General features: G+C 67.7%; 27 protein-coding genes. 7 read left to right on the top strand and 20 right to left on the bottom strand.

The features are described 5' to 3' along the window. Positions 1-57: 57 nt before the first annotated feature. From ACFOLC_RS08735 to ACFOLC_RS08695, 9 genes are all read right to left on the bottom strand, one after another. Positions 58-294, bottom strand: a complete 237-nt coding sequence (locus ACFOLC_RS08735; protein ID WP_386758853.1) for a hypothetical protein — start codon at positions 292-294, stop codon at positions 58-60. Positions 295-441: 147 nt separating this feature from the next. Continuing rightward, positions 442-1,503 carry a tRNA pseudouridine(13) synthase TruD gene (gene truD / locus ACFOLC_RS08730; RefSeq protein WP_386758852.1) on the bottom strand — a complete coding sequence of 354 codons (1,062 nt, stop codon included), beginning with the start codon at positions 1,501-1,503 and terminating at the stop codon, positions 442-444. Continuing rightward, a complete protein-coding gene (ispF, locus tag ACFOLC_RS08725) occupies positions 1,500-1,979 on the bottom strand; it encodes a 2-C-methyl-D-erythritol 2,4-cyclodiphosphate synthase (protein ID WP_386758851.1) in 480 nt (159 codons plus the stop codon). Before ispF ends, truD begins: the two co-directional genes overlap by 4 nt. A gap of 106 nt (positions 1,980-2,085) precedes the next feature. After that, complete coding sequence (gene ispD / locus ACFOLC_RS08720) at positions 2,086-2,799, bottom strand: 2-C-methyl-D-erythritol 4-phosphate cytidylyltransferase (protein WP_386758850.1); 714 nt, start codon at positions 2,797-2,799, stop codon at positions 2,086-2,088. After that, positions 2,796-3,149 carry a cell division protein FtsB gene (ftsB, locus tag ACFOLC_RS08715; RefSeq protein ID WP_386758849.1) on the bottom strand — a complete coding sequence of 118 codons (354 nt, stop codon included), beginning with the start codon at positions 3,147-3,149 and terminating at the stop codon, positions 2,796-2,798. The genes ispD and ftsB overlap by 4 nt, the downstream gene beginning before the upstream one ends. A 16-nt stretch (positions 3,150-3,165) precedes the next feature. Then, positions 3,166-4,458 (bottom strand): phosphopyruvate hydratase, encoded by a 1,293-nt coding sequence (eno, locus tag ACFOLC_RS08710; protein ID WP_386758848.1) that lies wholly within the window; start codon positions 4,456-4,458, stop codon positions 3,166-3,168. Between the two features lie 84 nt (positions 4,459-4,542). Further along, positions 4,543-5,376: a 3-deoxy-8-phosphooctulonate synthase gene (gene kdsA, locus ACFOLC_RS08705; RefSeq protein ID WP_386758847.1), complete on the bottom strand. Its 834-nt coding sequence runs from the start codon at positions 5,374-5,376 to the stop codon at positions 4,543-4,545. Next, a complete protein-coding gene (locus ACFOLC_RS08700; protein ID WP_386758846.1) occupies positions 5,373-7,031 on the bottom strand; it encodes a CTP synthase in 1,659 nt (552 codons plus the stop codon). Before ACFOLC_RS08700 ends, kdsA begins: the two co-directional genes overlap by 4 nt. Before the next feature lie 200 nt (positions 7,032-7,231). Then, positions 7,232-7,486, bottom strand: a complete 255-nt coding sequence (locus ACFOLC_RS08695; protein WP_386758845.1) for a hypothetical protein — start codon at positions 7,484-7,486, stop codon at positions 7,232-7,234. Positions 7,487-7,880: 394 nt separating this feature from the next. Here ACFOLC_RS08695 and parE point away from each other — a divergent pair, with 394 nt between their 5' ends. Both parE and ACFOLC_RS08685 read left to right on the top strand, forming a co-directional pair. Then, entirely contained in the window at positions 7,881-9,788 is a 1,908-nt protein-coding gene (gene parE / locus ACFOLC_RS08690; RefSeq protein WP_386758844.1) for a DNA topoisomerase IV subunit B, read from the top strand. 182 nt (positions 9,789-9,970) lie between these two features. Beyond that, a complete protein-coding gene (locus ACFOLC_RS08685) occupies positions 9,971-10,129 on the top strand; it encodes a hypothetical protein (protein WP_386758843.1) in 159 nt (52 codons plus the stop codon). Here the strand turns inward: ACFOLC_RS08685 and ACFOLC_RS08680 are convergent. From ACFOLC_RS08680 to ACFOLC_RS08660, 5 genes are all read right to left on the bottom strand, one after another. After that, positions 10,126-11,364, bottom strand: coding sequence for a winged helix-turn-helix domain-containing protein (locus ACFOLC_RS08680; protein WP_386758842.1), 1,239 nt, complete (start codon positions 11,362-11,364; stop codon positions 10,126-10,128). The two genes, ACFOLC_RS08685 and ACFOLC_RS08680, sit on opposite strands and share 4 nt — an antisense overlap. Beyond that, positions 11,361-12,158, bottom strand: coding sequence for an N-formylglutamate deformylase (gene hutG / locus ACFOLC_RS08675; protein ID WP_386759037.1), 798 nt, complete (start codon positions 12,156-12,158; stop codon positions 11,361-11,363). The genes ACFOLC_RS08680 and hutG overlap by 4 nt, the downstream gene beginning before the upstream one ends. 97 nt (positions 12,159-12,255) lie before the next feature. Further along, a complete protein-coding gene (gene gorA, locus ACFOLC_RS08670) occupies positions 12,256-13,632 on the bottom strand; it encodes a glutathione-disulfide reductase (protein WP_386758841.1) in 1,377 nt (458 codons plus the stop codon). Further along, positions 13,629-14,885 carry an NAD(P)/FAD-dependent oxidoreductase gene (locus ACFOLC_RS08665; RefSeq protein WP_386758840.1) on the bottom strand — a complete coding sequence of 419 codons (1,257 nt, stop codon included), beginning with the start codon at positions 14,883-14,885 and terminating at the stop codon, positions 13,629-13,631. Before ACFOLC_RS08665 ends, gorA begins: the two co-directional genes overlap by 4 nt. A 351-nt stretch (positions 14,886-15,236) precedes the next feature. Continuing rightward, on the bottom strand, positions 15,237-15,716 hold the full coding sequence (locus ACFOLC_RS08660; protein WP_386758839.1) for an FKBP-type peptidyl-prolyl cis-trans isomerase: 480 nt from the start codon (positions 15,714-15,716) through the stop codon (positions 15,237-15,239). Positions 15,717-15,741: 25 nt separating this feature from the next. On the opposite strand from ACFOLC_RS08660, the gene ACFOLC_RS08655 reads away from it, so the two are divergent. Both ACFOLC_RS08655 and ACFOLC_RS08650 read left to right on the top strand, forming a co-directional pair. Next, the gene (locus tag ACFOLC_RS08655) at positions 15,742-16,356 is read left to right on the top strand and encodes a C40 family peptidase (RefSeq protein ID WP_386758838.1); all 615 of its coding nucleotides are present in this window, start codon (positions 15,742-15,744) and stop codon (positions 16,354-16,356) included. Between the two features lie 246 nt (positions 16,357-16,602). Continuing rightward, positions 16,603-17,166: a C40 family peptidase gene (locus ACFOLC_RS08650; RefSeq protein WP_386758837.1), complete on the top strand. Its 564-nt coding sequence runs from the start codon at positions 16,603-16,605 to the stop codon at positions 17,164-17,166. A gap of 65 nt (positions 17,167-17,231) precedes the next feature. Here the strand turns inward: ACFOLC_RS08650 and ACFOLC_RS08645 are convergent, their stop codons facing one another. Further along, positions 17,232-17,732: an acyl-CoA thioesterase gene (locus ACFOLC_RS08645; protein ID WP_386758836.1), complete on the bottom strand. Its 501-nt coding sequence runs from the start codon at positions 17,730-17,732 to the stop codon at positions 17,232-17,234. After that, a complete protein-coding gene (locus ACFOLC_RS08640) occupies positions 17,729-18,322 on the bottom strand; it encodes an NADPH-dependent FMN reductase (RefSeq protein ID WP_386758835.1) in 594 nt (197 codons plus the stop codon). Before ACFOLC_RS08640 ends, ACFOLC_RS08645 begins: the two co-directional genes overlap by 4 nt. Positions 18,323-18,425: 103 nt before the next feature. On the opposite strand from ACFOLC_RS08640, the gene ACFOLC_RS08635 reads away from it, so the two are divergent. The 3 genes from ACFOLC_RS08635 to ACFOLC_RS08625 all read left to right on the top strand — a co-directional run bounded on the left by ACFOLC_RS08635 (position 18,426) and on the right by ACFOLC_RS08625 (position 20,322). Continuing rightward, complete coding sequence (locus tag ACFOLC_RS08635) at positions 18,426-18,848, top strand: hypothetical protein (protein WP_386758834.1); 423 nt, start codon at positions 18,426-18,428, stop codon at positions 18,846-18,848. A gap of 104 nt (positions 18,849-18,952) precedes the next feature. Next, the gene (gene bla / locus ACFOLC_RS08630; RefSeq protein WP_386759036.1) at positions 18,953-19,834 is read left to right on the top strand and encodes a subclass B3 metallo-beta-lactamase; all 882 of its coding nucleotides are present in this window, start codon (positions 18,953-18,955) and stop codon (positions 19,832-19,834) included. Beyond that, positions 19,834-20,322 carry an NUDIX hydrolase gene (locus tag ACFOLC_RS08625; protein ID WP_386758833.1) on the top strand — a complete coding sequence of 163 codons (489 nt, stop codon included), beginning with the start codon at positions 19,834-19,836 and terminating at the stop codon, positions 20,320-20,322. Before bla ends, ACFOLC_RS08625 begins: the two co-directional genes overlap by 1 nt. Positions 20,323-20,326: 4 nt before the next feature. On the opposite strand, the gene ACFOLC_RS08620 is transcribed toward ACFOLC_RS08625, so the two are convergent. From ACFOLC_RS08620 to ACFOLC_RS08605, 4 genes are all read right to left on the bottom strand, one after another. Further along, on the bottom strand, positions 20,327-20,959 hold the full coding sequence (locus ACFOLC_RS08620; protein ID WP_386758832.1) for an HAD family hydrolase: 633 nt from the start codon (positions 20,957-20,959) through the stop codon (positions 20,327-20,329). A 7-nt stretch (positions 20,960-20,966) separates the two neighbouring features. Continuing rightward, positions 20,967-21,515 carry a hypothetical protein gene (locus tag ACFOLC_RS08615; protein ID WP_386758831.1) on the bottom strand — a complete coding sequence of 183 codons (549 nt, stop codon included), beginning with the start codon at positions 21,513-21,515 and terminating at the stop codon, positions 20,967-20,969. Positions 21,516-21,558: 43 nt separating this feature from the next. Continuing rightward, complete coding sequence (locus ACFOLC_RS08610) at positions 21,559-21,909, bottom strand: GNAT family N-acetyltransferase (RefSeq protein ID WP_386759035.1); 351 nt, start codon at positions 21,907-21,909, stop codon at positions 21,559-21,561. 87 nt (positions 21,910-21,996) lie between these two features. Further along, on the bottom strand, positions 21,997-23,295 hold the full coding sequence (locus tag ACFOLC_RS08605; RefSeq protein WP_386758830.1) for a dicarboxylate/amino acid:cation symporter: 1,299 nt from the start codon (positions 23,293-23,295) through the stop codon (positions 21,997-21,999). Positions 23,296-23,424: the final 129 nt, after the last annotated feature.

The following is a 23,424-nucleotide window of genomic DNA, read 5'->3' as shown; positions in this document are numbered from 1 at the left end:
CGTTGAATGGCACGGTTTACACGCGGCACCGAGCGCAAATCGTCCGGCGCCGGCCCTTTACTCGCCCTCATCCTGGACAGCCAATGCCTGCCGCGGCGGATTGACCCACACCACCTCGACGCCACGGCGACGGGCAAGCTGCTCGACGCGGGCCACATAAGCGGCATCGTCGTCCATCGATACGATCTGCACGCCCGGTGGATCAGCAACGGTCATTTGCTGGGTGCCGGCGCAGGCCGCCAGCCCCAGTACGGATACCAGCGACAACACAGCCATGCGACACGATGCGTTCATGACAGCATCTCCATGACATACGGCCTGCCCTTCCGAATGGACGGGCAACGCGCGGCTCGAAAGCCCCGTGTAATCAGGCTTATACGCCGGCGCCCCGGCGCCACCAGTGCCGTCAAATAGCTCCCGACGAACGGTCGGCGGGCGGTTTCAGCCGCCGCGACCGGCGTTGCGCACTGCGCCCAGCTCGGCCATCACCACGGTCGCGTAGGTGCCCGGCGGCAGTTGGAAATCCAGCTCCAGCTCCGCGTCGCCCAGCCAACGCCAGGCCAGCCCCTCCGGCCGCAGGCGCAGGGAGCGACGCTCCTGTTTCAGCCCTTCGGCTTCCAGGCCGGCACGCAGTGCGGCAGCTTCCTCACCCGCGAGCACGGCCCGCTCCAACTGCGCCGCGGCGGCGGTGCTGCGCAACTCGCCACGCCCCCACAACGGCCCGGTCGGGTGGATATCGAACGCCGCCAGCCGTTGCGCCAGCGCCGCGTCGAACGGCTCGGGGCCGAACACGCTGCGGCTGCCGTCGAGCATCCACACGTCGCCTTCCAGCGGCGTGTCCCAACAGCCGGCCTGGACACGTGCCGCCAACACGCGGTTGAACAACTCCGAGCGCGCCGCCGACAACAGCAGCGTGCGCTGTTCCCGCCGCATACGGCGGCCGGCGAACATCGCCCGTGCATTGGCGACGTTGTCGCCGTCGCGACCGAAGCGCTGCTCGCCGAAATAGTTGGGTACGCCCTGGGCTGCGATCGCCTGCAGGCGCGCCTCGATCGCCTCGCGCGTGCCCGCCACCTCGCGCAACACCAGCACGAAGCGGTTACCGGCCAAGGCCCCGCGCGGCAGCTTCTTCGCGTGCCAGGTGTGCTCGATCACGCGCAGCGACTCGGCGCCCTCGCCTTCGACCGACAACGCCGCCAGATCCGGCGCGATGCGCTTGGGCAGGTGAACGCTGAAGCGTTGCCGTGTCACCGCATGCCGGTCCTTCAAACCGGCGTAACCGATCGCGACGTCGCCGACGCCGGCCCAGTCGGCCAGGTGCTTGGCGGCGAAGGCGGTGTTCATGCCACGTTTTTCGACGGTCAGCAGCAGGTGCTCGCCGCTGCCGCTGGGCTCGAAGCCGGGCAACTCCTCGACGAAAAAGTCTTCCGGCGACGTGCGCATCTGCGCGCTCAGCACTGCCGCGCCGTGCGCTTTCGGCAAACCGGGATCGTGCTCGCTCAAGACTGCACCAACAGGCACACCGCCATCGCCGCAATGCCTTCGCCGCGGCCGGTGAAGCCGAGCTTCTCGCTGGTGGTGGCCTTGATGCTGACCGCGTCCAGCGCCAGGCCCAGGTCGTCAGCCAGCCGCTGCCGCATCGCCGCCGCGTGCGGACCGACCTTGGGGCGCTCGCAGATCACGGTGATGTCGGCGTTGCCAAGTTGCCAGCCGCGCTCATGGATCAGCCCCCGGCAATGACGCAGGAAGGCGCGGCTGTCGGCGCCTTTCCACTGCGGATCGCTGGGCGGGAAATGCTGCCCGATGTCGCCCAGCGCCAGGGCGCCGAGCATGGCATCACACAGGGCGTGGATCACCACGTCACCGTCGGAATGCGCGACGACGCCGCGATCGTGCGGCACGCGCACGCCGCCCAGCACGACGTGGTCACCGTCGCCGAAAGCGTGCACGTCGAAACCCTGGCCGATGCGGATGTTCATGCATTTCTTCCTTCAGCGTGCTCGGTCATGTTCCACTTCACAGAATGTCATCCCGGGCAAAGCGAGGGATCTGCTTTCTGCACGAACAAGAGAAAAAGCAGGTCCCTCACTGCGTTCGGGACGACAGACGAAGGTTCAACAGGTACTCAACCAACGCCAGGTCTGCAGGCGTGGTCACCTTCAGATTGTCCTCGCGTCCTTCCACCAGCGCCGGCCTGGCGCCCATTCGTTCCATCGCCATCGCCTCATCGGTGACGGCGACGCCGGCTGCGCGTGCGGCCTCCAGCGCGGCGGTCAGCGACCCGCGCCGGAACGCCTGCGGAGTGAGCGCGCGCCACAGGCCTTCACGCGGCTCGGTCGCAACGATATGCGCGACGGCATCGGCGCGCTTGAGCGTGTCACGCACAGGCGCGGCCAGGATCGCACCGTCGGCCTGCGCCTCGGCCGCTGCGATCAGGCGATCCAGGTCCTCGCCACGCAAATTGGGTCGGGCGGCATCGTGCACCAGCACCAGCGTGTCGTCGCTGACCTCGGCCGGCAGCGCGTGCAAAGCGGCCAACACCGAATCGGCACGTTCGCCGCCGCCGGCGCAACGCAGCACCGGCTTGCCGTGCAGCTCGCTGCAGCCGGACCAATGCGCGTCGTCGGCCGACAGCGCCACCATCGCGCCGGCCACACGCGGGTGCGCGAGCAGCGCTTCGAGCGCGTGCGCAATCAACGTCCGGCCCGCGACTTCCAGGTACTGCTTGGGCACCTCACTGCCGAAGCGGGTGCCGCGGCCAGCGGCGGGAATCACGGCCCACAGGCGGGTCGCGCTCACGGTGCCGGGTTTTCCACGGGCTCCGCCGCGGCAACATCGCCCTCGGGCTGCGCTACCGGCGCGCTGCCTTCGGGCTCGACCACCCGATAGAAGGTTTCGCCGGGTTTGATCATGCCCAGCTCGCTGCGTGCACGCTCCTCGACCGCGGCTTCGCCGGACTTGAGGTCCTCGACCTCGGCGGCAAGCGCGTCGTTACGCTGCTGCAGACCCGTGTTTTCGCGGGTCTGCTGTTGCACCTGCTGCTCCAGGCGGGCAACCGAGCGGCTGCCGCCCTCGCCCACCCACAGCCGGTACTGGAAGAACGCCAGCAACCCGGCCAAAACCACCAGCAGCAGTCGCAACCAACGCATGCGCGTCGCGTCCGGCTCAGCGCTTGAGCGAGACGAAGGCGTCGCGTCCGGCGTACTTGGCCGCCTTGCCCAACTGCTCCTCGATGCGCAGCAACTGGTTGTACTTGGCGACGCGGTCACTGCGGGACAGCGAGCCGGTCTTGATCTGGGTGGCCGTGGTGGCCACCGCGATGTCGGCGATGGTGGTGTCCTCGGTCTCGCCCGAACGATGCGAGACGACCGCCGCGTACTTGGCCGCATCGGCCATGGCGATGGCCTCCAGCGTCTCGCTGAGCGTGCCGATCTGGTTGACCTTGATCAGGATCGCGTTGGCCACGCCCTGCTCGATGCCTTCCTTGAAGATCTTCGGATTGGTGACGAACAGGTCGTCGCCAACCAGTTGCACCTTGCTGCCGATCCTGTCGGTGAGCAGCTTCCAGCCGGCCCAGTCGTGCTCGCCCATGCCGTCCTCGATGGTGATGATCGGGTACTGCGCGGCCCAGTTGGCGAGGAAATCGACGAACTGCTCGCTGGTCAGGCGCTTGCCTTCACCGGTGAGGTTGTACTTGCCGTTCTCGAAGAACTCGCTCGACGCCACGTCGAGGCCGAGCAGGATGTCTTCTCCGGCCTTGTAACCGGCCTTGCCGATCGCTTCGAGGATGGTTTCCAGTGCTTCCTCGTTGCTGCGCAGGTCCGGGGCGAAACCGCCCTCGTCGCCGACCGAGGTGCTCAGGCCACGGCCCTTGAGCACCGACTTGAGCGCATGGAACACCTCGGTGCCGGCGCGCAGCGACTCGGCGAAGGTGTCAAAGCCAACCGGCAGCACCATGAATTCCTGCAGGTCGACGTTGTTGTCGGCGTGCGCACCGCCGTTGATGATGTTCATCATCGGCACCGGCAACACCGGCTCGCGGCCGTTGGCCAGGTGCTGCCACAGCGGCATTTTCTTCGAGGCAGCCACGGCATGCGCATTGGCCAACGACACGCCCAGCAGCGCGTTGGCACCCAGGCGGCCCTTGTTCTCGGTGCCGTCCAGGTCGATCAGGCGACGGTCGAGGCCGATCTGGTCGGCGGCGTCGAAACCGATCAGCGCCGAGGCGATGGTGGTGTTGACGTTCTCCACTGCCTTACGCACACCCTTGCCCAGGTAGCGGGTCTTGTCGCCGTCGCGCAGCTCGACCGCTTCCTTGGTACCGGTCGAGGCGCCGGACGGCACCATGGCGCGCCCGAAGCTGCCGTCGCTCAGGGTAACTTCGGCTTCGAGGGTGGGATTGCCACGGCTGTCGAGGATTTCGCGGGCGTGGACTTTGGCAATCGGGCTAGTGGTCATGTCGTCAATGAGGGGTCGATGGAGGAATGGCAGGACGAACGATAGCCGAGTTCGGGCGCGACGCCCGCACCCGATCGGCAGGAGTCAGACCTGCTGTTCCAGGAAACCGTTGCGCTTGGTGATCTCGTCGAGCTGTTTGAGGGTTTCCAGCAACGCGCGCATCTTCGGTAGCGGCCAGGCGTTGGGGCCGTCGGAGAGTGCCTCATCCGGCACCGGATGGGTTTCCATGAAGATGCCATCGATGCCGACTGCCATCGCCGCGCGCGACAGCACCGGCACGAACTCGCGCTGGCCGCCGCTCTTGCCGCCGGCGCCGCCGGGCAACTGCACCGAATGGGTGGCGTCGAACACGACCGGGCAGCCGGTGTCACGCATCACGCTCAGCGAGCGCATGTCCGACACCAGGTTGTTGTAGCCGAAGCTGACGCCGCGTTCGCAGGCCATGATCTGCTCGTTGCCGGTGGCGCGGGCCTTGTCGGTGACGTGCTTCATTTCCCACGGCGACAGGAACTGGCCCTTCTTGATGTTGACCGGCTTGCCGGCACGGGCCACGTTCTGGATGAAATCAGTCTGCCGGCACAGGAACGCCGGCGTCTGCAGCACGTCGACGACGGCGGCGACCTCGTTCATCGGTGTGTACTCATGCACGTCGGTCAGCACCGGCACGCCGATCTGGCGCTTCACCTCGGCCAGCACCTTCAGGCCCTCTTCCAGGCCCGGGCCGCGGAAGCTGGTGCCGGAGGTGCGGTTGGCCTTGTCGAAGCTCGACTTGAAGATGAAGTTGATGCCCAACTCGGAGGTGATCTCCTTGAGCGTGCCGGCGACATCAAGCTGCAACTGCATCGACTCGATCACGCACGGCCCGGCGATCAGGAAGAACGGCTGGTCGAGTCCGACCTCGAAACCACACAGCTTCATGCACTGGCCTCCTTGAGCAATTTGCCGCCGGCCTTGGCCTCGCGTGCGGCACGGATGAAACCGACGAACAGCGGGTGGCCGTCGCGCGGCGTGGACAAAAACTCCGGGTGCGCCTGGCAGGCCAGGAACCACGGATGCGTGCTACGCGGCAGCTCGACCATCTCGACCAGCAGGTCGTCCATCGACTTGGCGCTGATGACCAGGCCTGCGTCCTCGAGCTGGGTGCGGTAGCGGTTGTTGAACTCGTAACGGTGGCGATGACGCTCGCCGACCACGTCCTTGCCGTACAGCTCGCGCGCCAGCGTGCCGGGCTTGAGGCGCTGCTCCTGCAGGCCCAGGCGCATGGTGCCGCCCAGGTCGGAACCCTCGTCGCGGCGCTCGAGCTCGCCGCTGGCGGTGCGCCATTCGGTGATCAGGCCGATCACCGGGTGCGGGCTGGCCTTGTCGTTCTCGGTGCTGTTGGCGCCGTCCAGGCCGGCCAGATGGCGGGCGGTGTCGACCACGGCCGCCTGCATGCCGTAGCAGATGCCGAAATAGGGAATGCCGTGCTCGCGCGCGTACTGGGCGGTCAGCACCTTGCCCTCGAAGCCGCGGTCGCCGAAGCCGCCGGGCACGAGGATGCCATCGATGCCGTCCAGTGCGGCGGTGCCCTCACGCTCGATGTCGCTGGACTCGAGCCAGACCAGCTTGACCTTGGTGCGCTGGCGCAGGCCGCCGTGCTTGAGCGCCTCGGCCACCGACTTGTAGGCGTCCTGGTGGTCGATGTACTTGCCGACCACCGCGATGCGAACCTCGTCGACCGGGTGCTCGCTGGCGTCGACCACCTCGTCCCACTCGGCGAGGTTGGCGGGGCCGGCCTGGATGCGCAGGCGGTCGAGGACGATCGCGTCCAGGCCCTGCTCGTGGAAGCGGCGCGGCATCTTGTAGATGTTGTCGAGGTCGACCGCCGAGATCACCGCGCGCTCGGGCACGTTGGTGAACAGCGCGATCTTGCGGCGCTCGCTGTCGGGCAGCGGCTGCTCGCTGCGGCACAGCAGCACGTCGGGTTGGATACCGATCGAGCGCAGCTCCTTCACCGAGTGCTGGGTCGGCTTGGTCTTCAGCTCGCCCGCCGCGGCGATCCACGGCACCAGGGTCAGGTGCATGAACAGCGCGCCCTCGGGGCCGCGCTCGCTGCGGATCTGGCGGATCGCCTCCAGGAACGGCAGCGACTCGATGTCGCCGACAGTGCCGCCGATCTCGACCAGGGCCACGTCGTAGCCTTCGGTGGCCTCGATGATGCAGCGCTTGATCTCATCGGTGATGTGCGGGATCACCTGCACGGTGCCGCCAAGGTAGTCGCCGCGGCGCTCCTTGCGGATCACGTTGTCGTAGATGCGGCCGGTGGTGATCGAGTTCTTGCGGGACAGGCGCGTGCGCAGGTAGCGCTCGTAGTGACCCAGGTCCAGGTCGGTCTCGGCGCCGTCGTCGGTGACGTAGACCTCACCGTGCTGGAACGGGCTCATCGTGCCCGGGTCGACGTTGATGTAGGGGTCGAGCTTCATCATCGTCACGCGCAGGCCGCGCGCTTCGAGGATGGCCGCCAGCGAGGCTGCCGCAATGCCCTTGCCAAGCGAGGACACCACGCCGCCGGTGACGAAAATCAGGGGAGTCATGGTTTTGCTACCGCTGGAAAGCCATAGTCTACCGGCTGCGCCCCTTCGCGGCGAGTCGTCGCTGTGTCAAAAACGGTCCGTTTCGGCATTGGCGCGATCGCCAGATACACCCTGAAAACGTTGCCGCACGGGCCTTGCGCCGAAATAGCAGCGCCCCGGGCAAAGCCGGGGCGCTGGTCATGACGTAAACAGGAGGCGACTCAGCGGTCGTCCTCTTCCTCCGGTTCGCGGGTCGGGGCGGACGCCTTGTCCTTCTTCTTCGCCTTGGCCTTGGCTTCCTCGGCCTGCTTGGCCTTGGCGTCGGCGGCCTTCTGGGCAGCCTGGGCCTGGACCGACTCGGCTGTCTGCTGCGTGGCCTTCGCCGCGGCCTGCGCGGTGTCTTGCTGCGCGAACGCCAGCGGCGCGGCCAGCATCGAAGCGATGAGGCTCGGGAGCAGAAGCGTGCGGGTATTCATACGGTGACCTCCTGGGACAGAAACGGAACCGACGGCGCAGTGCCACTGGGCACCCGGCGGCGGGGCCGACCGTAGCCCCCGTCGTCCTGCTCGCGCCTGAACACCGGGGTCGAACGGCCATCAGTCACAGAATTGCGGACGCACCGCCCGCAATTCAACCGGCAAAGCCGTCAGCACCACACGCAGGACATGTCCGCGACCGGAGTCACGCCTTGCGCCAGACGCTGCCTCTGGAAGCCTGTGCCGGCAAACATCGCCGCCACATCCGGCTGGCTGGCCGCCGCCCATTTGCGCCCGTGGCCGCGCCTTCACGCTCGCGCCGGGCAACGCCGCGGTTGAATTTCCGGCGCCGCCCGCCGACCATCGCCGCTCGTATCCCGCTTGCGTGCACCGAATGAGTTCCCGCTACAACGCTGCCGACATCGAAGTCCTCTCCGGGCTGGACCCGGTCAAACGCCGCCCCGGCATGTACACCGACACCACGCGCCCGAACCACCTGGCGCAGGAGGTCATCGACAACGCAGTCGACGAGGCGCTGGCCGGGCACGCGCGCAGCATCGAGGTCACCCTGCACGCCGACGGCAGCTGCGAGGTGTCCGACGACGGCCGCGGCATGCCGGTCGACATCCACCCGGAGGAGAAGATCCCCGGCGTCGAGCTGATCCTCACGCGCCTGCACGCGGGCGGCAAGTTCAGCAACAAGAACTACACCTTCTCCGGCGGTTTGCACGGCGTCGGCGTCAGTGTGGTCAATGCACTGTCGACCCTGGTCGAGGTCTACATCAAGCGCGACGGCAACGAGTACCGGATGACCTTCCGCGACGGCGACCGCGCCACCCCGCTGGAAGTGGTCGGCAACGTCGGCAAGAAGAACACCGGCACGCGCGTGCACTTCTGGCCCGACCCGAAGTACTTCGACACCGCCAAGTTCAACCTGCGCTCGCTGAAACATTTGCTGCGCGCCAAGGCCGTACTGTGCCCGGGCCTGAACGTGAAGCTGTTCGACGTGGCCAGCGGTGAGCGGCTGGAGTGGTACTACGAGGACGGCCTGCGCGACTACCTGCGCGGCGAACTAGCCGAACGCGAGTTGCTGCCGCCGGATTTGTTCGTCGGCAAGTTGAGCAAGGACACCGAGACCGCCGACTGGGCGGTGGCCTGGGTCCCGGACGGCGAGCTGGTGCAGGAAAGCTACGTCAACCTGATCCCGACCGCGCAGCACGGCACCCACGTCAACGGCCTGCGCACCGGCTTCACCGATGCGCTGCGCGAGTTCTGCGACTTCCGCAACCTGCTGCCGCGCGGCGTCAAGCTGGCGCCGGAAGACGTCTGGGACCGCGTCGCCTTCGTGCTCAGCATCAAGCTGACCGACCCGCAGTTCAGCGGCCAGACCAAGGAGCGCCTGAGTTCGCGCCAGGCCGCCGGCTTCGTCGAAGGCGCCGCGCACGATGCGTTCTCGCTGTGGCTCAACCAGCACACCGAGATGGGCGAGAAGATCGCGCAGCTGGCGATCGAGCGCGCCTCGGCCCGCCTGAAGACCGAGAAGCAGATCACCCGCAAGAAGATCACCCAGGGCCCGGCCCTGCCCGGCAAGCTCGCCGACTGCAGCAGCCAGGACTTGTCGCGCACCGAATTATTCCTGGTCGAAGGCGACTCCGCCGGCGGCAGCGCGCGCCAGGCCCGCGACAAGGACTTCCAGGCGATCCTGCCGTTGCGCGGCAAGATCCTCAACACCTGGGAGGTCGCCTCGGGCAGCGTGCTTGCCTCGCAGGAAGTGCATGACCTGGCGGTGGCGATAGGCTGCGACCCGGGCAAGGACGACATCAGCGGCCTGCGCTACGGCAAGGTCATCGTGCTGGCCGATGCCGACTCCGACGGCCTGCACATCGCGACCTTGCTGACGGCGTTGTTCCTCAAGCATTTCCCGGCGCTGGTCGCGGCCGGCCACATCTTCGTGGCGATGCCGCCGCTGTTCCGCGTCGACGTCGGCAAGCAGGTGTTCTACGCACTCGACGAGGAAGAAAAACGCATCCTGCTGGAGAAGATCGAGCGCGAGAAGGGCGACCGCAAGAAAGGCTTCAGTGGCGCGGTCAACGTGACCCGCTTCAAGGGCCTGGGCGAGATGAACGCCTCGCAGCTACGCGAGTCGACCATCCACCCCGACACCCGCCGCCTGGTGCAACTGACCGTCGACGACAGCGCCGGCACCCATTCGCTGATGGACATGCTGCTGGCGAAGAAGCGTGCTGGCGACCGCAAGCAGTGGCTGGAAACCAAGGGCGATCTGGCGACGTTGGAGGTGTGATGCCTGCTGGGCCTTCCCGGGCAGCGAACGCCGACCCCACGCAATTCCCACGTCGCGCCCGGTTAGGCGCACTGTCCTGGTGCGCCCTGCTGTTTGGCCCCTTGATCGCCCATTTGGGCGTATGGGCCGCGGTGCCAGAAGGGCAGTGCGGTACCTGGGGCCTAGACTGCTTCCTATACACAGTGTTGATCAGCCTTGGTGCCTGGCTGGGTGGCATGGTGCTGGCCGGCATCGCGTTGGCACGGGGCGAGAACAGGCGGATCGCACTACCGGCACTGGCGCTCAACGCCTTGCCATTGATCGGCGCCTTGGTGATCTCGTTGCTGATCGCTGCACGCTAGTCTAGTTGCAGTGCAGTGAGTTCGGCCCTCAGGGGTTTGGTGAACCCGGCGGGACGGCAACGCCCCAGCTCCACCGTGGGCGTGCCATGCCAGCGCGCACAGTCGTCGATGGCGCGGGCGACGTCCGCGGCCAGCACCTCGTTCGCCACGACGCCCTCCTCCAGGTACAGCGCCTTGACCTCGAACACGCCCTGCCGACGGTGCGCCTTGGCGTCCAGGCGCCCGACCAGGCGGCCGCGCGTCAGGATCGGCAGCACGAAGTAGCCGTATCGGCGCTTGGCTTCCGGCGTGTAGCACTCCAGGGTGTAGTCGAAGCCAAACAGCTCGCGGGCGCGTTCGCGATCCCACACCATGGGATCGAACGGCGACAGCAGCGTCGCGTGAGTCGCGCGCAGGCGGCCAGCCTCAGCCTGCGCAAGCAGCGGCGCCAAATCGCAGTGGACATAGCCCGGCACGTCCCAACCCTTGACACGCACGCGCAGCAAAATGCCTTCTGCGACCAGACCGTCGAGATCAGCGTCGCGCAGCCGCGGCCGGCTGCGGTAGTAATCGGCGATCCAGCGCGCCTGGGTGATGCCGAGCGCATGCACCGATTTCAGGACGGTGGCACGCCATGCCTGCGCTTGCGTCAATCGCGTGCTGTTCCAGTCGCTGCGCACCGCGCCGATCACGCGTTCGGCCAGATCGTAGACGCGCTGGAAGTTCTCGCGCCGCGCCACCATCAGCTCGCCCAGTGCGAAAGCGCTCTCGAGCCAGATTTTTTCCTGCTTCCACTCCCACCAGCCATTGCTGCTGCCGGCAGCACGCTCGAAGTCGGATGCCTTCACCGGGCCGCGGCTGCGCACATGCGCGAGCAGCTGATTGATTTCGTGGCGGTGCTTCAGCGCATTGCGCATTGCCCAGTGGTGCGCACGCCGCTCGGGAGCACTGTGGTGCAGGACGTAGTCCTCGATCGGCGCGAAGCAGGCCTCGTGCGCCCACACTTCGAAGATCGCCCGCTGCGCGAGCAGTTCGTCCAGCCATTGCGGCGCAAAGGCGCCGACGCGCGAGAACAGCACCAGGTAGGGGCTGCGCGCGACCACATGGATCGAATCGATCTGCAGCAGCTGCATGCGCACGATGGCGGCCAGCACATCGGCCTTGCGTGCCCGCCGCCGCGGCCGCAACAGCAAGCCCTGTGCGGCCAGATGCAGCGCGCGCGCCTGCGTCTGACTGAGCGCGCGCGTGTCGCTCATGCGCCGCGGGCCGCACCCTCCAAGGCCGCCCGCAGCAATTGTGAAATCACCGCCTGCAGCCGCGCGGCCTTGGTGTCGTCATAGGAGAAGCTGCCCTCGTCCATGTAGTTGCGCTGGCTGATCTCCAGTTGCACCGCGCCAATGCCCTGTGCCGGCGCGCCGTAATGGCGGGTGATGTAGCCGCCCTTGAAGCGGCCGTTGACGACGAAATCGTAGTCGCCCTGCCCGCCGAGCACCGCTTGCAGTCGCGACTGCAGCGCGGGCGAGCAACTGGTGCCGCTCGAAGTGCCGAGGTTCAAGTCCGGCAGGCGGCCTTCGAACAGGAACGGCAGCTCGCTGCCCTTGATCGAATGGCCTTCCCACAGTACCACCCGGCCGTGTGCGGCCTGGATGCGCTCGATCTCGTCGCGCAGCGCATGGTGGTACGGCCGCCAGTAGCGTTCGACGCGGCTGGCGATCTCGTCGGGCCTCGGCGCCTGGCCGTCCAGGTACACCGGATCACCGCTGAAGCGCACCGCCGGGCACAGGCCGGTGGTGTTCTGGCCCGGATACAGCGAGGTGTCGTCCGGCGGACGATTGAGGTCGACGACGTAGCGCGAATGGCGTGGGGCAATGATCGAGGCGCCCAGTTCGCGCGCGAACGCGTACAAGCGCGATACGTGCCAATCGGTGTCCGGCGCACGCCGGGCTTCCGGCGTCATGCGCGCGGCCAGTTCCGGCGGGATGGCGCTGCCGTCGTGCGGCAGGCTGATCAACAGCGGCGCATCGCCGCGGTGCAGGGTGTAGATGTCCATGCTCATGGCGTTGTCGTTCCGAACGCAGTGAGGAATCTGCTTTCGCTGACATCAACTGAAAAAAGCAGATCCCTCGCTCCGCTCGGGATGACAGTATTCATCGCATCAGCACCACTTCTTCGGCGCTGGTCGGGTGGATTGCGACCGTGTCGCGCAGGTCGTCGAGGGTGATGCCGCGCTTGAGCGCTACAGCGAAGCCCTGCAGGATCTCGTCGGCGGCCTCGCCCATCAGGTGGATGCCGATCACGCGGCGTTCGTCACCGAGGCAGACCAGCTTGAAAACACTGCGCTGCGGCATGTCGGCCAACGCGTACAGCATCGGCCGGAAGCCGGCACGGTAGACATGCACGAGCGCATCACCATGCAGGGCGCGCGCCTGCGCCTCGGTCAAGCCGACTTGGCCGATCGGCGGGTGCGAGAACACCACGGTCGGGATGTCGCGCTGGTCGAGCACGGCCTCACGTCCGCCGTAGAGGCGGTCCATCAAGCGGCGGGCGGCGGCGATCGCGACCGGCGTCAGCGCCGCGTTGGCGGTGCAGTCACCGACCGCGTACAGGTCCTCGACGCTGGTGGCGTGGCGCTCGTCGACGACGATATGGCCGGCCGCATCAACGGCGACGCCGGCCGCGTCCAGATTCAGGCGGTCGCTGTTTGGCTGGCGTCCGGTCGCGAACAGCAGCGCATCGAAACGCTCGCCCAGCGCGCCATCGCCGTCACGCAGGCGCACGCCCTCGCCGGCCGCTTCGACCGCGGTGAGGTGATGGCCGAAATGCAGGCGCACGCCGGACTGGCGGTAGTCCTCGGCCAGTTGCGTGGTCAGCTCGTGGTCGAACTCCTTGAGCAGGCGGTCGCCGCGCACGAACAGTTCGACCTGGCTGCCCAGCGCCTGCAACAACCCGGCCAGTTCCACTGCGATGTAACCGGCGCCGACCACGGCCACGCGCGCCGGTGCCGCACGCCATTGGAAGAAGTCGTCGGAGACGCCGCCCAGCTCGGCACCGGCAATGGCCGGGCGCAGCGGACGACCGCCGGTCGCGATCAGGATGCGATCGGCGTGCAGGCGCACACCGTTCTCGCACTCGACGGTGCGCGCGTCGAGCAATCGCGCCCACGCCGGCAGCACCGCGATGCCGGCCGCGTCGAGACGGCGGCGGTAACTGGCGTGGATGTTGGCGATGTAGCGCTCGCGATGGACGATGAACTCGGCCCAGTCGAGCGGCGCGGGCGCGACCGGGAAACCCAGGGTCGGCGCGAACTGCAGCCTGGTGGCCGCCTCGGCGGCGAGCCACATGGCCTTCTTCGGCACGCAACCGACGTTGACGCAGGTGCCGCCGAGCAGGTGCGGCTCCAGCAGCGCCACGCGCGCGCCGTGCTCGGCCGCACGGAACGCGCCGGCCAGGCCACCGGAGCCGCCACCAATGACGACCAGGTCGAAATGCGCCTTGGCATCGGGCTTGCCGCTCGGCGTGCTCACACGAAACGCTCCGGCCGGTAGGGATGCGGGTCGATGGCGGTCGCACGCCCGCTGATCAGGTCGGCGACCAGTTGGCCGGTACCGGCGCTCATGCTCACCCCCATCATGCCGTGGCCGGTGGCCAGCCAGAGACCGTCGCAGCCGGGCACGCGGCCGATCAGCGGCACGTCGTCGACACTCATCGGCCGCCAGCCGTACCAGCGTTCGCGCTCGGCCGGGCCGACCGGGTGGTGCAGGTACTCGGCGGCGCCGCGCTCCAGCGCCGCCAGCCGGCGCGGGTTGAGGCTCTCGTCGTAACCGGAAAACTCCATGGTGCTGCCGAGGCGGAAGCCGCTGTCCCACATCGTCACGCAGACCTTGCGCTCGCGCAGCACCACCGGCCGACGCGGCGTCACCGGCGGACGGTCGTAGGTGATCGAATAGCCCTTGCCGGGCTGCATGGCGCGTTGCAGCGACGGCAGGCCGATCGCGGCGGACAGCTTCGGCGTCCACGCGCCCAGCGCCACCACGACCTCGCGCGCGTGCAGCGGGCCGAGGCTGGTATCGAGTTCGACGCCAGCAGCATCGCAGCGGAGGTTGCGCAGCGCGCACTGCTCGGTGAACTCGCCGCCGCGCTCGCGCACCGTGCGCGCCAGTTCGGCGACATAGCGATCGGGGCGCAGCACGGCGTCGTGATCGAAGCGGATCGCACCGGCGACGCCCGGCTTGAACGCCGGGTCCTGGGCCTCGTAGGCGGCACCGTCGAGCACCGCCACGTTGATGCCGAACTCGCGCAGCAGGTCGAGTTCGAACTGGCCGCTCTCGAACGCCTTTCTGTCGCGGAACACGTAGTCGACGCCGGCCGTGTCGAATTCGCAGACCAGGCCATAACGCTCGACCCAGCCCTCCAGGCGCGCGCGCGAATCGTTGAGCAGGGCCGACTTGGCCTGCGCGCTGGCGCGCCAGTCGCGCTGGTTGCAGCGCGCGGCGAAACGCAGCAGCCAGCTCCACAGCTGCGGATCGAGCTTGGGGTGCACGTACAGCGGCGCATCCGGCGTCAGCATCCAACGCAGCGCCTGGACGATCACCCCCGGGGCGGCCAGCGGCGTGGCATGGCTCGGCGTGATGGTGCCGCAGTTGCCGTGCGAGCTGCCGCCGCCGATGCGGCCGGCGTCGATCACGCGTACCCGGCGACCGGCTTCGAGCAGGGACAAGGCACTGGCCAGACCGATTACGCCGGCGCCGACGATCACCACATCTTCGTGTTGTTTCATGGCGGCCAGTTTACGTGGCCGGCACGGCCGCGCGCCGCATCGGCGGCCACCGCCAATAGATGAAGGCCGAGACCGCAGTCGTAGAACACCGGCCGACCATCGATTGCATCGGGTAATTGATCAGTGTCGTGCGGCCGGCGGGAGCCGGTCCCGCAGCCAACCTCCTCCACGCCTGGGCAACCGGATGGCTGCCCAAAGGCCCCGCCTTCGCGGGAATGACGAGTAAAAGCGACTTGACCAGCATCGCCATGACCGCTGGCGGCGACGATGGCAGCGACGACCCGACACGGCCGCAAACGGCGACGGCCCGCTCGCGCGGGCCGTCGCATCAACCGCACAGGGGCGCAGCACTCAGTGCTGGTGGCCGCCCTCGCCGTGCACGTGGCCGTGCTCGAGCTCTTCCGCGCTGGCTTCGCGCACCTCGACCAACTCGATCGCGAAGTGCAGGTCCTTGCCGGCCATCGGATGGTTGAGGTCGACATCGACCACGCTCATGCCGACCTTCTGGATGGTCACCGCGCGCGGACCGAAGTTGGTCGGCAGCACCGCCTGCATGCCCGGCTCCAGGCGTGCACCCTGGAAGTGCTTCTTCGGCACGCGCTGGGTCAGGCCGTCCTGGCGCACGCCGTAGGCATCGGCGGCGGCCACGTCGACCTCGAACTTCTCGCCGGCCTCGCGGCCGTCCATCGCCTTTTCCAGGCCCGGGATGATGTTGCCGTGGCCGATCAGGATCGCCAGCGGATCGCGGCCTTCCGAGCTCTCGAGCGGCTCCTGGCCTTGCTCGGACACGGTGTAGTGGAAGCGGACAACGCGATCTTTCTCGATTTTCATTGCAGGACTCGGCTGGTTGCCGCCGATGGGCAGCAAGGGAAGGAGCGACGGGTTGCCGCCGGCGACGCGAACGGCCAAGCTGTCGGCCGTGACGAAGGCCGCGCATTATCCCGGCAAGCCCGCCCCCGCGCCAGCGCGCGGCGCCCTCCCTTTGCTGACGCTGCTGTGCGCCGTTCTCGTCGGTTGCGGCGGCGGACGCGAGGCCGTGCGCCAGTCGCCGCCTGCGGGCCGGCAATGGCCGGTGGTCGCAGCGCAGGACCCGGTCGCGGCCAACGCCGTGCTGATGCGCGCCATCAGCCTGGTCGGCACGCCCTACCGTTACGGCGGCAACACCCCCGATGGCGGCTTCGACTGCAGCGGGCTGGTCAATTACGTCTACCACGACACGCTCGACCTGCGCCTGCCGCGCACCTCGCGCGACCTGGCCGGCTTCCAGGGGCCGAAGATCGCCGCGGAGCGGCTGGCCGCCGCCGACCTGGTGTTCTTCGGCAGCTCCGGCAACGTCAGTCACGTCGGCATCTACGTCGGCGAAGGCCGCTTCGTGCATGCACCAAGCAGCGGTGGCACGGTCCGCCTCGACCACCTCGACGGCCCGTACTGGCGCGATCACTACAGCGGCGCCAAGCGCGTGCTGAAATGAGGCGGCGCCGGATTTGTGACATTTCGCGTCATGATTAACGAATAAATAACGAAATATGAACCTGCCTTACCCATTCGGCAGGCATGATCCCGCGGTCGACGACTTCGTGATGACCGCGTGACGCTCAACCCGCCCCGCTCAGGCCGCCCAGCCGCCGCTGCTTATTCCCGCCCGCCCCGGGCTGTTTCCCGTCTCTTTTTCGCAATCGCCCTGGCCGCCCTGGCCCTGCCTGCGTTCGCGCAGCAGATGCCCAGCTCCTCGCTGGCCGGCGATTCCGCCGACGCCCCGGCGCCGGTGACCCGGGCCATGCTGCCCGAGTCGATGAACCTGTCCGACCGCGCCCTGCTGCTCGCCACCGACCTCAACCGCCTGCTCGCCCCGGGCGCCATCGATGCCGTGGCGGCAGCCAGTCTGCCGGCGGCCGAACAGGGCAAGATCAAGACCGTGTTGCAACGCGCCCTGGCCCTGCTGGGCACCCCGTACCGCTGGGGCGGCACCGACCCGGACAAGGGCTTCGACTGCAGCGGCCTGGTCGGTTACGTGTTCCGCAACGCGCTCGGCATCGAGCTGCCGCGCGTCTCGCGCGAGATGGCCAAGAGCGGCGAGCTGGTCACCGACCGCGCCAAGCTCAACGCCGGCGACCTGGTGTTCTTCGGCCGCCGAGGCCGCGTCGACCACGTCGGCATCTATGTTGGCGAGGGCCGCTTCGTGCACGCGCCCAGCCGTGGCAAGGACGTGCAGGTGTCGAGCCTGGACACCGGCTACTGGAGCAACAAGTTCATGCAGGCGCGGCGCGTCGACGGCATCTGAGCCGTCGCGTCATCGCCACCCGCCCAGGCCGCCGCAAGGCGGCCTGCGTCGTTTCAGGGCCCGGTTCAAGCACCGTCATTGAGCGCGGCGAGGCGCTCGACCGTTTGCTCGATGCCCTTGCTCAGCTCCATCACCTTGAGTGCGTACTCGGCCAGGTGCTTGTCATCGTCGTTGACCGGCGTCCACACCGGCACCGGCGTCGGCTTGCCTTCGACCGCATCGAGGGCGACGAACACGATCACGCAGTGCGTGCACAGCCGGTCCTCGGTCGGGTCCTCCATGGGGTCGCGCGCCTTCACGTCGACGGCAAAGTGCATGCTGGTGGTACCGGTATGCACCAGCTTGGTGTGGACGGTGACCAGGTCGGAGATCCGGATCGGGGCGACGAAGCGGATGCCGCCGACCGCGACGGTGACGCTGTACTTGCCACTCCAGCCGACCGCGGCGGCGTAGCCGGCCTGGTCGATCCACTTCATCACCATGCCGCCGTGGACCTTGCCACCGTAATTGACGTCGGTCGGCTCGGCCAGGAACCGCAGGTTCAGTTCGCGCTGTTGTCCGCTCATGCCGCCACTCCCACCCGCATCGTGACGTGCCTGACCACCGCCGCGGCGACGCCATGCACATTGGTTTTCATGCGGTCATCGTTGAGCACGCCGTAATCGGTGAGCTTGTCGGCCGCCTGGCCGACCGCGACCTGCTGCGGCACCACGATCAGGCCGAGCTTGGCCAGCGCGTCGCGCAGCACCAGCAGCGACCGCAGCCCGCCCAGCGGTCCCGGTGAAGCGGAAACGATCCCGGCCACCTTGTCCTGGAACAGGGCCACGCCGGAGCGGCCGTCGGCCGTCGGCCGCGAGATCCAGTCCAGGGTGTTCTTCACCAGCGCCGGCATCGAGCCGTTGTATTCGGGCGTGCTGATCAGCAGGCCGTCGTGCTCGCGCATCAGCTGCTGCAGCGCGCGCACCGCGTCGGGCATGCCCGCGGCCTCGATGTCGCCGTCGTAGACCGGCAACGGGTAGTCGCGCAATTCGATCAGGGTCACCTGCGCGCCGGCGGTGCGGGCACCGTCAGCCAGCACGTGGATCAGGCGGCGGTTGTAGGAGCCCTGGCGCAAGGCGCCGGCGAAGGCCAGCAGGCGGGGAGCGGGAGCGGTCATGCAGTTCTCCATGGCGGCTCCCGATTATGCGCACGCATGGGCGCTTGTCGCATCCCGCGGCACGCGCGATGCTCCCGCACTACGACAGCGGGAGAGACCACCGATGGGGCGAACGATCCTGGGCATGCTGGTCGGCGTAGTGGTCGCGATCGCCGTGATCGTGGCCGTGGAAGCCGTCGGCCACCGCTTCTACCCACCACCGGCCGGACTCGACCCGTTGAACCCGGTGCACGAGGCCGCGTTCGCCAAGTTCGTCGCGGCGATGCCGTTCGCGGGCAAGGCCATGCTGGCGCTGGCGTGGACACTCGGCAGCTTCGTCGGCGCACTGGCCGCCGCCCGGATCGCGCGCCATCAGACCGCAGCCGCGCTGCTGGTCGCACTGGTGGTGATGTCGGGCGTGGTCGGCATGATCATGAAAGTGCCGCACCCGACCTGGCTGGCGATCATTGGTCTGCTGCTACCAATCCCGGTCGCGCTGGTGGCGGTCAGGCTGGTGTACCGGCGCACCACGCTGCCGCGGCTCTGAGCCGCGCGGCTGCACCTGCCGCATCTGCATTCCGCGAGACTGGCCGCATCGGCATGGATCGCCGACACTGTGCCGCCCTGTGCGAGCCGTTGCCGATGCTGTCGCTGCGTACACCTGCCCTCGCGGTCGCCCTGCTGGTCGCTGCCACCATCGCCAGCCCCGCGCCCGTCCACGCCGCCGAACCCGTGCTGCCGCAGTTGCAGGCGTACGAAGTGCGCGACAGTTGGCGGCAACCGGTCGCACCGTTCGCGATCGCGGACCGCAGCTGGTACATCGGCACCGAGGGTCTCAGCGCACTGTTGATCAAGACCGACGCCGGCGCGGTGCTGATCGATGGCGGCATGCCGCAGGCCGCGGACATGCTGCTCACGCGGATGCGCGAACTCGGCATCGCCCCCTCCGAACTCAAGCTGATCCTGCACAGCCACGCCCACGCCGACCACGCCGGCCCGCTGGCGGCAGTGCAACGCGCCACCGGTGCGCAGTTGCTCAGCAACGCCGAATCGGCCGCATTGCTGGCGCGCGGCGGCAGCAACGACCTGCATTACGGCGACGGCCTGCTGTATCCGGCGCCGCGCGTCGATCGCCTGGTCATGGATGGCGAAACGGTTGAGCTCGGCGGCCTGCACTTCACCGCGCACTTCACCCCGGCGCACACACCCGGCAGCATCAGCTGGACCTGGACTGACCGGAAGGATGGCAAGCCGCTGCGCATCGCCTACACCGACAGCCTCAGCGCGCCGGACTACCAGCTGATCGACAACCCGCGCTACCCGCACATCGTCGACGACTACCGCCGCGGCTTCGCCGCCGTGCGCACGCTGCCCTGTGACCTGCTGCTGACGCCACACCCCGACGCCAGCGGCTGGACGCCGGCCAATACGGCGGCACCGCACAAGTCGCCGATGACCTGCAGCACTTACGCCGAGCGCGCTGAAAAAGCGTTCGACGCGCAACTGAGCAAGCAGCGCGGAGACAAGCGCTGATGCCGTACACACCGATCGTCGCCACGCTCGGCTACGTGCTCTCGCCCGACGGCCGCGAGGTGCTGATGGTCCACCGCAACGCGCGCCCGGACGACCACCAGGTCGGCAAGTACAACGGCCTCGGCGGCAAGCTCGAGCCGGACGAGGACGTGCTCGCCGGCATGCGCCGCGAGATCCATGAGGAGGCCGGCATCGACTGCGAGGAGCTGACCCTGCGCGGCACGATCAGCTGGCCCGGCTTCGGCAAGCACGGCGAGGACTGGCTCGGCTTCGTGTTCGTGATCACCCGCTTCCACGGCACGCCGTTCGCCAGCAATCCGGAGGGAACGCTGGAATGGGTGCCACTGGAGCGCCTGCATGAGCTGCCGATGTGGGAAGGTGACCGCAACTTCCTGCCGCTGGTGTTCGACGACGACCCGCGCCCGTTCCACGGCGTGATGCCGTACCGCGACGGACGCATGGTGTCGTGGTCGTACTCGAGGCTATGACTCGCTAAGGCTCGATCACGAGTGCGCCATGCTCGAGCAGGAAGGCGTGCAGCGATTCAGCATCATCATGAACCTTCGACGTGATGCCAAGCTCGCGAGCGACCGCGACGTTGGTGATTGCATCGTCGACATAAAGCGCGCGCTCTGCAGCGACTCCCGCTTGTGACAAGGCCACCTCGAAGAACGCCGGATCAGGTTTGGCCACGCCGACCTGGCTGGAATTAACCACCGCGTAGAAGGTGTTGTCCAGCCGCAGTGCACGCAGGTCCGCATCGAGTCGCGTCGAGGCATTCGTGACCAACACCACGCGCACGCGCCGCCGCGCTCGAATCAGCAACGCCAGAACGTCCTCATCCAACACGCCCACGGGACGCGACCACTGCTCAACCGCAACTTGGACGTTGGCATCCGAGTAATCCCCAGACAACCTGTCGACGATGGCCTTACGCCAGGCCGTATCCGACAGACCTCCCGAGACGACGCGTGCCAGCAAGTCTGGATCGAACGCTACCCGACGGATCGCGCCGGCCTCCAGACCATGCTCGCGCTCGATCGCATGGTCGTTGTCGGGCCAATGCCGCAGCACGCCGTCGAAATCGACCAACAACGCGCGGTGCCGCATGTCCCCGATGGTCATCGGATGCTTACTGCGACATCCGCACCGAGCCACGCCCGTCGCGCTGCTCGAACACAAAGCGATAGGCCAGGCTCACCGCCTGCGCGACTTCGCGACCGCCGCTGCAACTGGCATTGGCGTCGGCCTTGGTCATGGCGTCCGGGAATACACAGCGCAGGGCCGGGTCGTAACGCCAACCCTGCACTGCCTGTGCCGCTGCAGCGAAGAATGCTGCTTCCACGGCGTCTGGGCCGGGGCAGTCCGGCGATTGATCCACCGGTGTGGACGAGATGACCTGCCCGTCCTCGGCGATGCCGACGCTCAGGCAGACCGTACGTGGCGGGAGTTGGCGCGCCAGCAGTGCTTCTGGATAGACGGGAGGCGCGTTGGCGGCGTCGTCGATCGCCACCAGGAAGGTTTCGTTCTCGGCCAGCACGATGCGCGCGTTGGCTGGTACGAAGCGGGTGATGTCGGTGACGCCGACATTGCCGGCGCGTGAAGGATCATCCTGCATCACCGGGGTGATTGCGCAACCCGCAAGCATCACGATGCCCAAAGCAATGACCAGCGGCCTCATGCCATCCCCTTCCGTTGAGTTCGCCGGAGTATGCCGCAGCTCACTACGATGATGCAGGGCCGACCCGGTACTCCATGTTGACCGCGTATGGTGCGCTCTCGACAAAACCGTATTGGGCATACAGGTGCCTGGCGTCGCCATCGGCGACCAGTGACACCACCGAGGACACCGGCGCGTTGGCGCGCAGCCAGGCATCGAGCGTGGTCATGATGCGCTTGCCCAGGCCACGACCCTGATGCTGCGGTGCCACGGCGATGTCGACCACGGTAAAGAAACAGCCGCCATCGCCAATGATGCGGCCCATGCCGATCACCCGGCCCTGGTGCAGCAGGCTCACGCCATACAGCGTATGGGGCAGGCCACGCGCGGCGGCCTCGACACTACGTGCCGACATGCCGGCCTCGACACGCAACCGGCAGTAGTCGTCGACACCGGGAAAGCGCTCGAGCAACTCGATGGCGTCGGCACCAGCGGCGGTCACTCAGGCTACGTCCTTGACCGGCCCGATCTCGGCCCGCTCGCCCTCGGCAATGCCGACATTGCTGGATGCGGCCTCGTAGACCTCACGGTCGAGCAGGCCGGTCTCCTTGGCCACCAGCACCGGCACCAGCATCTGCCCCGTCACATTCGTCATGGTGCGCATCATGTCGAGCACGCGGTCGATCGCGACCAGATAGCCGATGCCTTCCAGCGGCAGGCCGGCTGCCGACAGCACCAGCGTCACCATCACGATGGCAGTGCCGGGCACGCCGGCGGTGCCGAAGCTGCCGAGCACCGACGCGATCAGGATGGTGAAGTACTGGCTCGGCTCCAGCTGCAGGCCAAAGTACTGGGCGACGAACATCGAGGTCAGCGCCGGATAGATCGCGCCGCAGCCGTCCATCTTGATGCTGGCGCCCAGTGGCACCGCGAACGCGGCGTAGTCGCGATCGACGCCGAGGTTGTGGGTGACCGAGCGGATCGCCACCGGCATCGCCGCGAAACTCGACGAGGCCACGAACGCCACCTGCATGCCCGGCGCCGCGCCACGGAAGAACTTCAGCGGGTTGAGCCCGTGCAACGCGACCAGGCTGCCGTAGACGAAGACGATATGGATCGCGCAGGCCAGGTACAGCGCGAACACGAACGTGCCCAGCGGCAGCAGCTTCTCGAAGCCGTAGGCGCCGACCAGCGAGGCGATCAGGCCGAAGGTCCCCAGCGGGGTCATTTCCAGCACGAAGCGGGTGACCTGCACCATCGTGTCGCTGGCCTCGCCGACCAGTTTGCGCAGGCCGGCGGTTTTTTCGCCGAGCTTGACCAGGGCGAAGCCGACCAGGCCGGCGAACACGATCACCTGCAGGATCTTGCCTTCACTGAGTGCCTTGAACGGATTGCCCGGCACCACGTCGAGCAGTACCTGCAACGGCGATGGCAGCTGGCGCACGCTGTAGTCCGGCGCCATGGTCAGGCCGGTGAGGCCTTTGCCAGGTTGCAGCACCCAGCCCACGAGCAGGCCGACCCCCACCGCCAACGCGGCGGTGATGGCGAACCAGACGAAGGTGCGGCCGCCAAGCGCGGCGACCGATTTCTGCCCATGCAGGCTGCCGATCGCGTTCATCACCGCGAAGAACACCAGCGGCACCGCGATCATCTTGATCAGGGTGACGTAGATCGTGCCGAGCGGTCCGAACCAGGTCTCGGCCGAGTGCCCGAACAACCAGCCCGCCAGGGCTCCGAGCACGAAGCCCGCCAGCACGCGTTGCCAGAACGGAATGCGCAACCAGGCCGAAACCAGCTTCATCGAGACCTCAGGGGTTTACCTATTCTGTCGAGTTTGCACGATAGCCGAGCCGGGACGCGCCGACGACCCCGTCAATGCAACACCGGTGTCCTATTGGTTGCAATAACACACGGCATAATCGCGGTTTAC

This window comes from Lysobacter cavernae (assembly GCF_042648505.1).
In the GTDB taxonomy this organism is placed as follows: domain Bacteria; phylum Pseudomonadota; class Gammaproteobacteria; order Xanthomonadales; family Xanthomonadaceae; genus Lysobacter_L; species Lysobacter_L cavernae.
The sequence above is the reverse complement of the archived record's forward strand: the minus strand, read 5'-3'. Positions and strand labels throughout refer to the sequence as shown.